Here is a 13,928-nt window from a genome sequence, read left to right as displayed (position 1 = left end):
ACACGCGGGCGAACCTCCGACTATGCGGCAACGACCTCCCGCTCGGCCGGACCATCCGCGATCACCGCGCGCTGACGGTGGAACAACCCGAATGCGATCACCCCGAACACGATTCCGACTCCCGCGGCCACCGCGAGCGCCGCGTCCAGCCCATCCACGAACCGTGACAACGTCATCGGCCGATCAACATCGGCGACTTCGCGGAATACCGTGCCCAGCACCGCGACTCCGAGCGCGAGTCCGAGTTGCCGTGCGGTATTCACCGCGCCAGCGGCGATCCCGCCCTGCCGTGGCGGCACCGCCGCCATTCCCACCGCCACCAGCGCGGGCGAATTGATCCCGATGCCCGCACCGATCACCACGAACCCGGGAACCAACGCGGCCCAAGATGATCCGACGTCGATGATGGTGAGCAGTCCGGTCCCGATGCCGACCAACACCAGGCCCGCCCCGATCGTCCACTTCGGCGAAACATCGTGCAGCAGTTTGCCGAACGCACCGGCCACCACGAACGCGGTCGCCGCCATCGGCAGCAGCGCCAGTCCCGCATGCAACGGCGACATACGCAACTGCTGCTGCAGCCACAGCGATACCAGGGGAGTGGCGGCGAAGGCCGCGAAAGTCTGTCCGGAAGCCGAGACCAGCGTGGCCCCGAAGTTACGGTTGCCGAGCAGTGCCAGCGGGAACATCGGTGCCGCACTGCGGTATTCGACGAATGCGAAGGCCAGTACCGCGACCGCGCCGAGCGCCAGCGCGAGCAACGTCGCGTCATCGGACCAGCCGTGTTCACCGCCCCGGATGACACCGTAGGTGACCGCCGTCGCGGCGGTCGCGAACGCGAGCATTCCCGCCACGTCCACGGCTCGATCCTGTTGCCGCGGCGACGGCTGGAACACGATGGCGGTCAATACGATCGCCACCACCGCGATGGGCAGATTGACGAAGAAGATCCACCGCCACGACAGCGCCTCGGTGAGCACGCCGCCCAGTACCACACCGATTCCGGCCGCCGCACCCGCGACCGCACCCCAGACGCCGAAGGCGACGCCGCGGTCGCGGCCGGTATAGGTCGAGTTCAGCAGCGACAGCGTGGTCGCGAACATCGCCGCCCCGCCGACACCCTGAAGTGCCCGCGCCGCAATGAGACTCGGCGAGCTATCGGCGATGCCGCAGATCAGCGACGCGATCGCGAAGACGATCAGCCCGGCGAGATAGGCGCGCTTCGCACCCACTCGATCGGCCAGCGAACCGAGCACAAGTAGCAGCGCGGCCAGCGCGAGCGCGTATCCGTCCACCACCCACTGCAGTCCGGAGAGTCCGGTGCCGAGATCGGCGGCGATGTCGGGGAGCGCGACATTGACGATGGTGACGTCGATGAGCAGCATCAGCGTGCCGAGACACGCGGCGAATAAGGGGAGCCATTTCTTCACTGGTGCCTCCGAGGCGTTGGAAAGATATCGACACTCAGGGTGGGGCAGTCGCCGATATCCACATAGCCACGCGGGGATTTGCGTTAGATTCCTCCTATGCAATCCGAAGATGGTGCGGAATCCTCCGTGCTGGATGTGCTCGAGAAACAGATCGTGCACGCGCTGGTGACCGATGCCCGAATTCCCTTCGCCAAGCTCGGCGCCATTCTCGGAGTCTCGGAGCAGACCGTGGCGCGACGCTATCGGTCGCTGCGCCAGCGCGGCATCTTGCATGTATCGGGCCAGGTGAACGCCGTACCCCTCGGGCACGCGCGCTGGGTGATCCGGCTTCGGTCGACGCCGGACAAGGCGGCCCGACTGGCCGAATCGCTGGCCCGGTTTCCGGATCTGAGCTGGGTCACCTTGCTGTCCACCGGATCCGAGGTGAGCTGCGTGAGCAGGCCGCGCTCGGTCGAGCGGCGCGACAAACTGCTGTTGCAAACGCTGCCCCAGGCCAGCCAGGTGATCGGGCTGACCGCCCACGAGGTGATCCACCGATTCCCGCTGGACGAGGAGTGGCCGCATTTCGGGCACCTGTTCACCGCGGCACAACTGCGCGACCTCGGCTCGCGGCCGTCGATACCGTCCGATGCGGGACCGGAAGTGTCCGTTGCGCTTTCGGCGGAAGACGAGGCGATGCTGGCACTGCTCGGTCGCGACGGTCGCGCGCCCTACGCGCAGATCGCCGCCGAAATCGGCTGGAGCGCAACCAGGGTGGCGCGCCGCATGGCCGAACTCGTCGAATCCCGGGTGCTGTACTTCGATCTCGATTTCGCGATCGAACGGATGGGGTACGCGGTGCGGGCGGCGCTGTGGTTGCGCACCCGACCGGCCGATCTCGAGTCGGTCGGTGCGGCCATCGCCACCCATCCGGAGACCGTATTCGTCGGCGCCACCACGGGGCCGACCAATCTGATGGCGTCGATCATGTGCCGCGACACCGCCCACCTCTACCGCTACGTCACGCAGCGGCTCGGTGCGCTCGATGGAATCACCGATGTCGAGGTGACGCCAGCCCTTCGGGTCTTCAAGCAGGCGCAGACGCTGCTGGACACTGATCGGATATCGCTGGTGCGGTGAAGCCCGGTGCCCGGGCGGTGATCGGACCGTGCTGGCGGCAGCGCTGAGTGACGGTGCTGGGGGCTGTGGTGAGGGTCCAGCGGTGCTGGGTGCGGCGGCGGCGATTCGACGGTGCTGGGGCTGTGAACTGTGGTCGGAGCGGGCCGCGATCGGCCGTAGCGCGGCGGTTGCCGTGTTCGGAAAGTCGGGGCGCGTGTTGTCGGGCGCGTCGCTTGACTCGAACATCTGTTCGTCTAGGCTGGTCGCCAGAACTTGTCGGTGCCGCCCTCTAATGTGGGCGCCAACCAAGAACGAGACTTACCCGTCGAAAAGGGGATCAGGATATGGCACCACAGGCGTACGACCGTGATAAGGCGCTCGAGCTGGCGCTGGCTCAGGTCGAGAAGAGCTTCGGCAAGGGCGCGGTCATGCGTCTCGGCGAGGAGGCCCGCCAGCCCATCTCGGTGATCCCGACCGGGTCCATCGCGCTGGACGTGGCGCTCGGTATCGGCGGTTTGCCGCGCGGCCGCATCATCGAGGTCTACGGTCCGGAGTCCTCGGGTAAGACGACCGTCGCACTGCATGCGGTGGCCAATGCACAGGCCGCGGGCGGTGTCGCCGCATTCATCGACGCCGAGCACGCGCTCGATCCCGACTATGCCCGCAAGCTCGGCGTCGACACCGACGCGCTGCTCGTCTCCCAGCCCGATACCGGTGAGCAGGCGCTGGAAATCGCCGACATGCTGGTGCGTTCGGGTGCGATCGACATCATCGTCATCGACTCGGTGGCCGCGCTGGTGCCGCGCGCCGAGATCGAGGGCGAGATGGGCGATAGCCACGTCGGTCTGCAGGCTCGCCTGATGAGCCAGGCGCTGCGCAAGATGACCGGCGCGCTGAACAACTCCGGCACCACCGCCATTTTCATCAACCAGTTGCGCGAGAAGATCGGCGTGATGTTCGGCTCGCCCGAGACCACGACCGGTGGTAAGGCGCTGAAGTTCTACGCCTCGGTGCGCCTGGACGTGCGCCGCATCGAGACCCTCAAGGACGGCAGCGACGCGGTCGGCAACCGCACCCGCGTGAAGGTCGTGAAGAACAAGGTTTCCCCGCCGTTCAAGCAGGCCGAATTCGACATCCTCTACGGCCAGGGCATTTCCAAGGAGGGCTCGCTCATCGACATGGGTGTCGAGCATGGCTTCATCCGCAAGTCCGGCTCCTGGTACACCTACGAGGGCGACCAGCTCGGCCAGGGCAAGGAGAACGCCCGCAAGTTCCTGCTGGAGAACACCGACGTCCGCGACGAGATCGAGAAGAAGATCAAGGAAAAGCTCGGCATCGGCGCCGATGTAACCGCGGACGGAGCGACCGAGGTCCCCGCCGATTTCTGATCCGATGACCCCTCGGCGCCCAGCTCCACGCCCCGGTCGGCCCGCGCCCGATGCGGCGCGGCCCGACCCGGTCAGCGAGGCCCGTCGCCAACTGAACGAACTGCTCTCCGCTTCGGGTCGGCCAGTCCATCCGGGGCCCGTGGTCGAGTCGGAGACCGACGGATTCCGTTCGGATAGGTCTGATTCGGGCCGTGCTCGATGGTCTGAGACCGGCGCGGAGCACATCGGATCTCGATCGGGCGAGCTTGCGTCGGAACGTGGTCGATGGTCCGCGGTTGAATCAGGCCCTGTTGGATTTCGGTCGGGTGACTCCGAGTCGGGGCGTGCTCGGCGGTCCGAAATGGATTCAGAGGCCGACGGCTTCAATTCGGGTGAGCCCGAGCCGGGTCGAGTTCGGTGGTCCGAGGTCGAGTCGGCGCATGGGGGACCTCGGGTGGGCGAGTTCGAGTCGGGGCGAGTCCAGCGGCCGGAGGATGATTCGGTGGCCGGTGGGTTCCGGTTGGGTGAGTTCGAGTCGGGGCGGGCCCAGTGGCCCGAGGTTGAGTCGGACGCCGAGAGTTTCCGGTCAGGTGAGTCCGGGGCGGGGCGGAGGCGATCCGAGGTTTACTCGGCGCGCGTCGGATCTTTGTCCGGCGGGTTCGAGTTGGGTCGAGGCCGGTGGTCCGAGATGGATTCGGAGGCTGCGGGGTTTCGGGGGGAAGGGCGGGGGGATAGACGGGTCCGGTTGGCCGAAGGTGGTTTGGCCGATTCGGACATCATGGGAACTCGGTCGAGCGCGCCCGATCCGCAGCGGGCGCGTTCGACTGGGTCCCGGCGCGGTCGCGGGCGCCGGAACGAGTTCCGGCGCAACGACTCCCAGTCGGCTGACTTTCAGAGTTCCGAAGGCCGATGGGCGGATCCGGTGGCGGCCGGATCTGAGGAGGGTGAACCGGCGGGCATCGACACTCCCCACGCAGGTGGGGATGATCCGAGGTCTCGGTCCGAGCGCACCCCCCAAGGCGGGACGGTCGAGCAGGCGAAGGAGGCGTGTCTTCGCCTGCTCGCCGTCCGTGCCCGCAGCCGTGCCGAACTGGCCCAGCGCCTCGCGGCCAAGGGCTTCACTGCCGATATCACCGAACGCGCCCTCGACCGCTTCACCGAGGTCGGCCTGATCGACGACGCCGCCTTCGCCGAACAATGGGTCCACTCCCGCCACACCTTTTCCGGCAAGGGCAAACAAGCCCTCGCCCAAGAACTCCGCCGCAAGGGCGTATCCCAATCCGACGCCGCCTCCGCCCTCGAGGCCATCACCGCCGACGACGAGGAACAACGCGCCACCGAACTGGTCCGCCGCAAACTACGCACCATGCCCCCAAACCTGGACCGCGACAAAACAATCCGCCGCCTAGTCGGCATGCTCGCCCGCCGTGGCTACAACCAGTCCACCGCCTTCGCGGTAGTGAAAGCCGAACTCGCCCAAGCACAATTCGACGCACCAGACCTCGACTGAGCGTCTATGATGCGCCGCCTGGTCGGCAGCTGACCGCCGCTATATCAATCCGTGGCGTCCACTGTCGATGTCGAACCCGCGCAGTTGGGTACGCCGGACGTCGCCTGAGGGGCCCCGCACCTGGTCGGCAGACGAGTTGACCGCTGCCGCGCCAATCCACGGCGTACATGGCCAACTCGAACCCGCCCATTTCGACGCCGGTTCTTGCCGGAGTGGCGGAGATGCACTACTGGACAAGTGATCACGTGGAACTGGCGGCGGTACTCTCTCGGCCGATGCCGCCATCAGTTCCACCTGATCGGCCGACCAACAGGGCGGGCAGCTAGGAGGCTCAGGGGTGGGTGGCGGGGGCGAGGACTTCCTCGCACCATTGGCGGAAGGTGGTGGGGGTGGAGGATTGGGGGGTGCGGGGTTCGGCGTTGTCGAGGCCGTTGTTTTTGGCATCCAACATGTCGAGCATGCCCTGTGCCACCGCTTCGGACATGCCTGATTCGAGCAGTCTGGCCTTGAAGGCGGGGCCGGGGATCTGTTGGTAGCGGATCGGTCGGCCCAGCACTTCGGACATGATCTGCGCCATGTCGTTACCGGATAGGTCCTCGGGTCCGAGGACGGGAACGCTGTCCTGCCCGGTCCAGGAGTCATCGAGCAGCAGCTCGGCGGCGACGGCGGCGATATCGCGGGTCGCGCAGGTGGGGCGTTTGCGGTCGGGGGCGAGTGGCCAGAAGAACGCGCCCTGCCTTTTGATCGCCTCGATTTGGCCGAGCATATTGTCCATAAACGAGGGCAATGCCAGTGCTCGGTAGCTCACGCCGGTGCTCGCGATCAGATCGTCCATGGCCAGCGAGGCCGTGACGTGCCCGGCGTGTCCGGCCACCGCCGACCCGCGCCCGAGGGCCGAGACTCCGACCACTCGCTCGACGCCCTGGCTCTGGAATGCCTCGCATGCGGGCCGGGTGAAGTCGAGAAAGGCTGCTTCGAGGTTGGCGGCGCGATGGTTCGGGGGAAGCAGCCAGAATACGGCGTCGGCATCGGCGAACGCCTTGGTGGCGACATCGATATCCCCGTGCGAGCCCTGCACGATTTCGACGCGCTCGCGAGTCTGTGCGGGCAGGCGTGCGGGATCACGCACGATGACGCGGACCGGTGCGCCGCCGTCGAGCAGACGCTGGACGACCTGATGGCCGATGGTGCCGGTTGGGGTGGTGACAACGATCATGACGACCTCTGTTCGAGTGACTTGGCATCGGCCAGTCAACTCGGCACGGGACCGAACCTGAAGGACCGATCCGATACCCGTTGATACCGTGGGGATATGAGTGATCTGGAGGTTCGGCAACTCCGATACTTCGTGGCCGTTGCGGAGGAACTACATTTCGGGCGCGCCGCCGAGCGGCTGGGTATGGCGCAGCCGCCGCTGTCCCGGGCGATTCGGGAACTGGAACGTCAACTGGGTGTTCAGTTGTTCGAGCGCACCACCCGGCACGTCGTACTCACCCCGGCCGGGGAGGTTTTGCTCCGCGACGCCCGGACCGCGCTCGACGCGGTCGCCGCCGCCGCTCAGCGAGCCCGGCACGTCGGACAGCCCGCACCCGGATTGCGGCTGGCGCTCAAGGCCGACTACGACGCCGGACTCCTGCCACAGATCCTCGAGGCATACCACCGTGACAAAGCGGCGATTCCGGTCGAGCTGGTATTGGGTGGGCGGGGCGAGCAGGACCCGGCCCTACGCCAGGGCCGAGCCGATGTCGCACTCCTGCCCACCCCGTTCGACGACCGCGACCTTGATGTCGAACCCCTGCTGACCGAGCCCCGCCTGGTCGCACTGGCGGCGTCCGACCCGCTGGCCGCCCGCGCAACCCTGCGCCTGGCCGACCTCACCGGCAGAACGCTTCCCGACGGCACACCCGCCGATCGGGGCGACCTGATCCCCAACCCGCACAGCGGATCCCACAGCCCGACGCCGGACGCCGGACGGAAGTATCTGGACCTGGCACAGATCTTCAACCTGATCGAACTCGGCAACATCATCTGGTTCCCGCCGTCCTCGGTAGCCCGCCGCCACACCCGCCCGAATATCGCCTACCGCCCCGTCATCGACCTCCAGCCGACCACTCTCGCCGTAGCCTGGCCTCAGACCTGCAACTCACCCGCCGTAGCCGCCTTCGTCCGCGCCGCCACAACTATCGCAGCAGCCAGCTACCCACCCGAATCTGTCACGGCAGAAGAACCTTTCGCACCCGCCCGCCGCCTATTCGACACCGAAGAGCGTCGAGGCATCGTGGCCTCATCCTGATCACCGTGATCGACTGCGAGCAAGTAATCGGATCTCGACTGCGGTCCGATTCCTGACCCACCCGATTCGCGTCACCCGCTTGCTGTCGAATAGCGAACCGGCGTCACACCCGCCCGGAGCCGGGCGATTGCGAGAGCAGCTTCTGCACTCCGACCGCGCCGCTGATCGACGGTCGGGTGCGGCCGCGTTTCGTGCGCCACACTCGCGCGCCGCGCCGTCCGCGGACTGGCCGAGGGCCGGGTGCAGGCAAACACGGCCACACGCTCGGACCCATTGCCCATGCTGGGTCAGCCGCGACTCAAGGCTTCTGAGTGATGTCCATCCCCGGAGTGGCGTCCGTCAGAATCGAGGCGGCTGCGACGACCGCGGCCCCCCTCTTCCGCTTGCGCGAGCGCAATCGCTGCTCGAGCTTATTGGCCACGAAGGTCAGTGTGCTGTTCAGCAGAATCATCACGACCGCGACGATCATCAGCGCGGGCACCGTATTGCGTTCGGCCGCACCGAGTTGCGAGCCCTGACGCACGATCTCGAGGTAGGTGATCTGGTAACCGAGTGCCGAATCCTTCAGCGCGACAACCATTTGTGAGATCAATGCGGGCAGCATCGCGGTAATCGCCTGCGGCAACAGGATCAATCGCATCAGCTGGCCCTTGCGCAGACCCAGCGCCACCGCGGCCTCGGTCTGGCCCTTCGGCAGCGATTTGATACCGGCGCGCACGATTTCGGCGATGACCGAGCCGTTGTAGACGGTCAGCGCGATCACCACGGCCCACAGCGCGAGCTGATCGACCTTGAATACCTTGTAATCGGAGAAGACGTAGAACAGGAAGATCATCAGGATCAGCACCGGAATGGCCCGGGCCACCTCGACGATCGCGCCCGCCACCCAGCGCACCAAGCGGTGGTCCGAGAGCCGCAGGATGCCGAAGACCATGCCGATGACCAGCGCGAACACAATCGACAGCAGTGCCGCGACGAGGGTGCCCCGCAGACCGGGCAGCAGGTAGGTCTTCCAGACGTCCGGCTCGATGAACGGCTTCCACTTCTCCGCGGTGAACTGCCCCTTATCGGCGAAGCCGCGGTAGAACACCCAGCCGAGCGCCAATACGGCGGCGATCGCGATGACGGAATACAGGTAATTGCGGATGCGCGCCCGTGGGCCCGGCGCATCGAAAAGTACCGAAGCACCTGCACTCATCGAGCCACCTCGAATCGCTTGGCCAGCCAGCCGAACAGCAGGCCGGTCGGCAGGGTCAGGATCACGAAGCCGAGGGCGAAGATGAAGCCGATGGTGATCAGCGCGGCCTCGTTCTCGTTCATCTTGGCCATCAGGGTCGCGGCCTCGGCGACGCCGATCGCCGAGGCGATCGTGGAGTTCTTGGTGAGCGCGATCAGCACGCTGCCCAGTGGGGCGATGACCGAGCGGAATGCCTGGGGCAGCACCACGATTCGCAGATTCTGCGTGAAGGTGAAGCCCAGTGAGCGGCCCGCCTCGGACTGGCCCATCGGCACGGTATTGATGCCCGCCCGCAGCGATTCGCAGACGAATGCCGCGGTGTAGATGCTGAGTCCGAGTACGGCATAGCGGAAGTTGTTCTGCGCCAGCGAGTTCGGACCCTCCGGTGCGAGCTTCCAGCCCATCGTGGAGTACAGGCCCAGCGAGCAGAACACGATGATCAGCGTCAGCGGGGTATTGCGGAAGATGGTGACGTAGGCGGTGCCGAGGAATCGGGCGACCGGCACCGGGGATACGCGCATCGCGGCGACGAATGTGCCCAGGATCAGGGCCAGGACCGCCGCTGACGCGGTCAGTTTGATGGTCACCCAGAAGGCGCCGAGGACGTCATACCTCGAGATCAGGTCGAACACGGTGGGCGCGCCCTCCGATCGGATCGATGTGCGGCGGCCGGAGGTCGTCCTTCCGCGCGCGTGTACAGGGTTGCTCGTAGCGAAGAAATCGGGTGGCCCGGTCCGGACCACCCGATCACGAATCTCAGTAGCGGTTCACCGTCGGCGGTGTGGGCGCCTGGTACCCGGAGATGCCGACCGTGGTGTCGAACGCCTTCTTCCAGGACCCGTCCGCGATCATGGCCTCGATCGCGTCGTTGACCTTGTCGCGCAGCTCCTTATCGCCCTTCTTCAGGCCGATGCCGTAGTTCTCCGTGGTGAACGGCTTGCCGACGACCTTGAACGTGCCGGCGCTCTGCGCGGCGTAACCGGCCAGGATGATGTCGTCGGTGGTCACCGCGTCGTACGAACCGGCCTGCAGGCCCTCGAGGCACAGCGAGTAGGTGTCGTTGGTCTGCAGCTGGGTGTCCGGGTAGTTCTTCTCGATGTTCTGGGCGGGGGTGGAGCCCTTCACCGAGCAGACCTTCTTGCCCTTGAGGTCATCGGGGCCGTTGATGCTGTTGTTGTCGGCCTTCACCAGCAGCGACTGGCCCGCGACGTAATACGGTCCGGCGAAGTCGACCTTCTCCTTGCGCTTGTCGTTGATCGAGTAGGTGGCGACGATGTAGTCGACCTGACCGTTCTCGATCAGCGTCTCGCGCTGACCGGAGGGCGACTCCTTGAAGGTGATGTTCTCCGGCTTCACGCCGAGCTTGTCCGCGACGTACTTGGCGACCTCGACGTCGAAGCCGCTGTAGGAGCCGTCCTTATTGCGCAGGCCCATGCCCGGCTGATCGAATTTGATGCCGACGGTCAGCTTTCCGTCCTTGGCGTGGTCGAGCGCGGACTTGTCGCTGCCACCGCCACAGGCGGCGGTCGTGGCGGCCAGCGTCAGGGCTACTGCCCCGATGCCGAGTCGAAGCGAACGGTTGATCCTCATCGAGTTCCTTCTCCCTCTGGTGGTTTCGATGGCCGAAGTCTTCTACGGTTGCGGTGACTACCCGGTTCAGTGGCTCAGAATCTTGCCGAGGAAATCCTTGGCGCGGTCGGACTTCGGCGCGGTGAAGAACACCTCGGGCGTGTCGTCCTCGACGATCAGCCCGTCCGCCATGAACAGCACGCGGTTGCCCGCCTTGCGCGCGAACCCCATCTCATGGGTGACGACAAGCATCGTCATCCCCTCCTTGGCCAGCGACACCATGACATCGAGCACCTCGTTGACCATCTCCGGGTCCAGCGCGGAGGTCGGCTCGTCGAACAGCATCACCTTCGGGCTCATCGCCAGTGCGCGGGCGATCGCCACCCGCTGCTGCTGACCACCGGACAGTTGCGCCGGGTACTTATCGGCCTGGTTGGCGATGCCGACGCGCTCGAGCAGCTCCATCGCGCGCTTGCGGGCGTCGTCCTTCTTCACCTTGCGCACCTTCAGCGGCGCGAGCATCACATTCTCGACGATCGTCTTGTGGGCGAAGAGGTTGAACGATTGGAACACCATCCCGACGTCGGCGCGCAGCGCGGCGAGCGCACGGCCCTCGGCGGGCAGTGGCACGCCGTCGATGGCGATATCGCCGGAGTCGATGGGCTCGAGTCGGTTGATGGTGCGGCACAGCGTCGACTTCCCGGATCCCGAGGGACCCAGAACGATGACGACCTGCCCCTTGGGGACTTCGAGGTTGATATCGCGCAGCACGTGGAGTTCACCGAAGTGCTTGTCCACATTGCGCATCGAAATCATCGGCGCGCTTGTGGCGGTGCTGCCCATCTCAGAACTAGCTGCCCCGGTTTTGGCCAACCCGATTGTGTCGGGTGCGGTGGCGTCGTCGGTCATGGTCCAAGACCTTAAGGGGAAAACGAGGATTTGCCCCGGTTTCGGCGACACACCGTCACGCCACGCCGAAACGACACAGCGCCGTAACCCTTCCGATGCGGCCCGGCCGGGCCCCGGAGCCTGCGCCGATGCGCTGAAAACCCGCGTTGCGCGCCCCCGTACCCTGGACGGGTGGATTCGATCGGACAGGCAGTGTTGTCTCCCGCACCTTCGGCCGAGTACGGCACGCGCAGTTACGAGGTCCGCACCTTCGGTTGCCAGATGAACGTGCACGATTCCGAACGCTTGTCGGGCCTGCTCGAGGATGCGGGTTATGTGAAGGCCGCGCCGGGCGCGACGGCCGACCTCATCGTCTTCAATACCTGCGCGGTGCGCGAGAACGCCGACAATAAGCTCTACGGCACCCTCGGCCATCTCGCGCCGATCAAGGCCGACCGGCCGGGCATGCAGATCGCCGTCGGCGGCTGCCTGGCGCAGAAGGACCGCGATACCGTGGTGCGCAAGGCGCCGTGGGTGGATGTGGTGTTCGGTACGCACAACATCGGTTCGCTGCCGGTACTGCTGGAGCGGGCGCGGCACAATGCCGAGGCGCAGGTGGAGATCCTGGAATCGCTGGAGGCGTTCCCGTCGAGCCTGCCCGCCAAGCGCGAGTCGGCCTATGCGGGTTGGGTTTCGATCTCGGTGGGCTGCAACAACACCTGCACGTTCTGCATCGTGCCCGCGCTGCGCGGCAAGGAGGTCGACCGCCGTCCGGGTGATGTGCTCGCGGAGGTGCAGGCGCTGGTCGACCAGGGCGTGCTGGAAGTGACGCTGCTCGGCCAGAACGTGAACTCCTACGGCGCGTCCTTCGCCGATCCCGACGAGGCACGCGACCGCGGCGCGTTCGCCAAACTGCTGCGTGCCGCCGGACGGATCGACGGATTGGAACGGGTGCGCTTCACCTCGCCGCATCCGGCCGAATTCACCGATGACGTGATCGAGGCGATGGCCGAAACGCCCAATGTCTGCCCGCAGTTGCATATGCCGCTGCAGTCCGGTTCGGATCGGGTGCTCAAGGCGATGCGCCGCTCGTATCGCAAGGCGCGCTACCTGGGCATCATCGAGAAGGTGCGGGCCGCGATGCCGCACGCCGCGATCACCACCGACATCATCGTCGGCTTTCCGGGCGAGACCGAGGAGGACTTCCAGGAAACCCTGGACGTGGTCCGGCAGGCGCGATTCACCAGCGCCTACACCTTCCAGTACTCCAAGCGGCCCGGCACACCGGCCGCGGATATGCCCGACCAGCTGCCGAAGGCCGTGGTCCAGGAACGCTACGAGCGGTTGATCGCGCTGCAGGAGCAGATCTCCCTCGACGCGAACCGCGCGTTGATCGGCACCGAGGTGGAACTGCTCGTCGCGGAGGGCGCTGGCAAGAAGAATGCCGCGACCGCGCGCATGAGCGGCCGCGCCCGCGACGGTCGACTCGTGCACTTCCGTCCCGAAGGTACCGCCGAGCCGATCCGCCCCGGCGACATCATCACCGTCGACATCACCGCCGCCGCCCCGCACCACCTGATCGCCGACTCGGCCATCAAGTCGCACCGCCGCACCCGCGCGGGCGACGCCCATGAACGCGGCATCACCCCGAAGACCGAACCCATCGGCGTCGGCCTCGGCCTGCCCCGAATCGGCGCCCCCGCACCGGAACCGGCCACGTCGGGCTGCTCGACCGGTTGCGGCTCATGAGCGGCGAGGTCGGCAGCGGGGGCGCGAATTCGGTACCCGAGCCGGAGGATGCCGCGAGTACTACCGGACGTAGTGGGGCGGATGAGGGTGCCGAGGGCGGTGATGGCACAGTGGACGCGGGCAAGGCAGCGGACCACGGATCAGCCGAAGGAAACGAGGGCTCAGTGAACTCGGTCGAGAGCAGCAACGACTTCGAGCAGTTCAAGGATGAACTCGACGCGGTCGAGCGGCGCATCGCCGGAGAAATCGATCCCGGCGTGCGCGCCCTGATAGTCGCGGGCGCGGTATTCCTGTTGCTGCTGTCGCTGGTCTTGTCGCACGCCGGGGGCGCGCGCGGCTTCGACGTGCTGCTCGGCACCGACGTGGCGCGCGCCGAGCACATCGGCCTGCCGTCGCGGGTTTTCGTCTGGATCGCCGTCGTGTTCGGTATCGGCTTCTCGCTGCTCGCGCTGATGACCCGCCGCTGGGTGCTCGCCTGGATCGCGGTCGCCGGGTCCGCCGTCGGCAGCGTCTTCGGCGTCTTCTCCATCTGGCACCGCCAGACTCCCGGCCTGGGCAACTATCACGGCGCGGGCCCCGGCGTCGGCCTGATCCTCGGCACGATCGCCATCATCGTCCTGACATTCCACTGGATCCGCGTCGTCTGGAGCCGCACGGCACTGCAACTCGCCGCGGAAGAACAGCGCCGCAACGCCGCGGCCGCCGCAGAGGAGCGCGACCGCCGCCGGCTCCTCGGCGATTCCTGAACCGCCGCGCACGCCCGCAACTACGCTGAGCGTGCGCTTTT

12 protein-coding genes are annotated in these 13,928 nt (G+C 66.5%); 6 read left to right on the top strand and 6 right to left on the bottom strand.

Going from position 1 to position 13,928, the window contains the following annotated elements:
* Positions 1-20: 20 nt before the first annotated feature.
* Entirely contained in the window at positions 21-1,430 is a 1,410-nt protein-coding gene (locus tag ACHQ4I_RS41175; protein WP_420777336.1) for an MFS transporter, read from the bottom strand.
* A 96-nt stretch (positions 1,431-1,526) separates the two neighbouring features.
* Here ACHQ4I_RS41175 and ACHQ4I_RS41170 point away from each other — a divergent pair, with 96 nt between their 5' ends.
* From ACHQ4I_RS41170 to recX, 3 genes are all read left to right on the top strand, one after another.
* Positions 1,527-2,549, top strand: coding sequence for an Lrp/AsnC family transcriptional regulator (locus ACHQ4I_RS41170; RefSeq protein ID WP_420777335.1), 1,023 nt, complete (start codon positions 1,527-1,529; stop codon positions 2,547-2,549).
* 323 nt (positions 2,550-2,872) lie between these two features.
* Positions 2,873-3,916: a recombinase RecA gene (recA, locus tag ACHQ4I_RS41165; protein ID WP_420777334.1), complete on the top strand. Its 1,044-nt coding sequence runs from the start codon at positions 2,873-2,875 to the stop codon at positions 3,914-3,916.
* Between the two features lie 937 nt (positions 3,917-4,853).
* Positions 4,854-5,405, top strand: coding sequence for a recombination regulator RecX (gene recX / locus ACHQ4I_RS41160; protein WP_420777457.1), 552 nt, complete (start codon positions 4,854-4,856; stop codon positions 5,403-5,405).
* A 331-nt stretch (positions 5,406-5,736) separates the two neighbouring features.
* Here the strand turns inward: recX and ACHQ4I_RS41155 are convergent, their stop codons facing one another.
* On the bottom strand, positions 5,737-6,621 hold the full coding sequence (locus ACHQ4I_RS41155) for an NmrA family NAD(P)-binding protein (RefSeq protein ID WP_420777333.1): 885 nt from the start codon (positions 6,619-6,621) through the stop codon (positions 5,737-5,739).
* 96 nt (positions 6,622-6,717) lie between these two features.
* On the opposite strand from ACHQ4I_RS41155, the gene ACHQ4I_RS41150 reads away from it, so the two are divergent.
* On the top strand, positions 6,718-7,698 hold the full coding sequence (locus ACHQ4I_RS41150) for a LysR family transcriptional regulator (protein ID WP_420777332.1): 981 nt from the start codon (positions 6,718-6,720) through the stop codon (positions 7,696-7,698).
* A gap of 298 nt (positions 7,699-7,996) precedes the next feature.
* On the opposite strand, the gene ACHQ4I_RS41145 is transcribed toward ACHQ4I_RS41150, so the two are convergent.
* From ACHQ4I_RS41145 to ACHQ4I_RS41130, 4 genes are all read right to left on the bottom strand, one after another.
* The gene (locus tag ACHQ4I_RS41145; protein WP_420777331.1) at positions 7,997-8,896 is read right to left on the bottom strand and encodes an amino acid ABC transporter permease; all 900 of its coding nucleotides are present in this window, start codon (positions 8,894-8,896) and stop codon (positions 7,997-7,999) included.
* On the bottom strand, positions 8,893-9,567 hold the full coding sequence (locus ACHQ4I_RS41140) for an amino acid ABC transporter permease (protein WP_420777330.1): 675 nt from the start codon (positions 9,565-9,567) through the stop codon (positions 8,893-8,895). Before ACHQ4I_RS41140 ends, ACHQ4I_RS41145 begins: the two co-directional genes overlap by 4 nt.
* 124 nt (positions 9,568-9,691) lie before the next feature.
* Positions 9,692-10,525 carry a glutamate ABC transporter substrate-binding protein gene (locus tag ACHQ4I_RS41135; protein WP_420777329.1) on the bottom strand — a complete coding sequence of 278 codons (834 nt, stop codon included), beginning with the start codon at positions 10,523-10,525 and terminating at the stop codon, positions 9,692-9,694.
* A 66-nt stretch (positions 10,526-10,591) separates the two neighbouring features.
* The gene (locus tag ACHQ4I_RS41130) at positions 10,592-11,320 is read right to left on the bottom strand and encodes an amino acid ABC transporter ATP-binding protein (RefSeq protein ID WP_330257363.1); all 729 of its coding nucleotides are present in this window, start codon (positions 11,318-11,320) and stop codon (positions 10,592-10,594) included.
* A 264-nt stretch (positions 11,321-11,584) separates the two neighbouring features.
* Between ACHQ4I_RS41130 and miaB the strand changes: the two genes are divergently transcribed.
* Both miaB and ACHQ4I_RS41120 read left to right on the top strand, forming a co-directional pair.
* Complete coding sequence (gene miaB / locus ACHQ4I_RS41125; protein WP_420777328.1) at positions 11,585-13,141, top strand: tRNA (N6-isopentenyl adenosine(37)-C2)-methylthiotransferase MiaB; 1,557 nt, start codon at positions 11,585-11,587, stop codon at positions 13,139-13,141.
* Entirely contained in the window at positions 13,138-13,887 is a 750-nt protein-coding gene (locus ACHQ4I_RS41120) for an Rv2732c family membrane protein (RefSeq protein WP_420777327.1), read from the top strand. The genes miaB and ACHQ4I_RS41120 overlap by 4 nt, the downstream gene beginning before the upstream one ends.
* Positions 13,888-13,928: the final 41 nt, after the last annotated feature.

The organism is Nocardia nepalensis, from assembly GCF_048910785.1.
Classification (GTDB): Bacteria; Actinomycetota; Actinomycetes; order Mycobacteriales; family Mycobacteriaceae; genus Nocardia; species Nocardia nepalensis.
Note: the sequence above shows the minus strand (reverse complement) of the source record. Positions and strands in the feature narration are given on the sequence as shown.

Excerpts from the sequence above, each read along its gene's own strand:
- ACHQ4I_RS41150 (WP_420777332.1), top strand. The coding sequence starts at position 6,718 with ATGAGTGATCTGGAGGTTCGGCAACTCCGATACTTCGTGGCCGTTGCG.
- ACHQ4I_RS41155 (WP_420777333.1), bottom strand. The coding sequence starts at position 6,621 with ATGATCGTTGTCACCACCCCAACCGGCACCATCGGCCATCAGGTCGTC.
- ACHQ4I_RS41135 (WP_420777329.1), bottom strand. The coding sequence starts at position 10,525 with ATGAGGATCAACCGTTCGCTTCGACTCGGCATCGGGGCAGTAGCCCTG.
- ACHQ4I_RS41145 (WP_420777331.1), bottom strand. The coding sequence starts at position 8,896 with ATGAGTGCAGGTGCTTCGGTACTTTTCGATGCGCCGGGCCCACGGGCG.
- ACHQ4I_RS41130 (WP_330257363.1), bottom strand. The coding sequence starts at position 11,320 with ATGATTTCGATGCGCAATGTGGACAAGCACTTCGGTGAACTCCACGTG.
- ACHQ4I_RS41170 (WP_420777335.1), top strand. The coding sequence starts at position 1,527 with ATGCAATCCGAAGATGGTGCGGAATCCTCCGTGCTGGATGTGCTCGAG.
- recA (WP_420777334.1), top strand. The coding sequence starts at position 2,873 with ATGGCACCACAGGCGTACGACCGTGATAAGGCGCTCGAGCTGGCGCTG.
- ACHQ4I_RS41120 (WP_420777327.1), top strand. The coding sequence starts at position 13,138 with ATGAGCGGCGAGGTCGGCAGCGGGGGCGCGAATTCGGTACCCGAGCCG.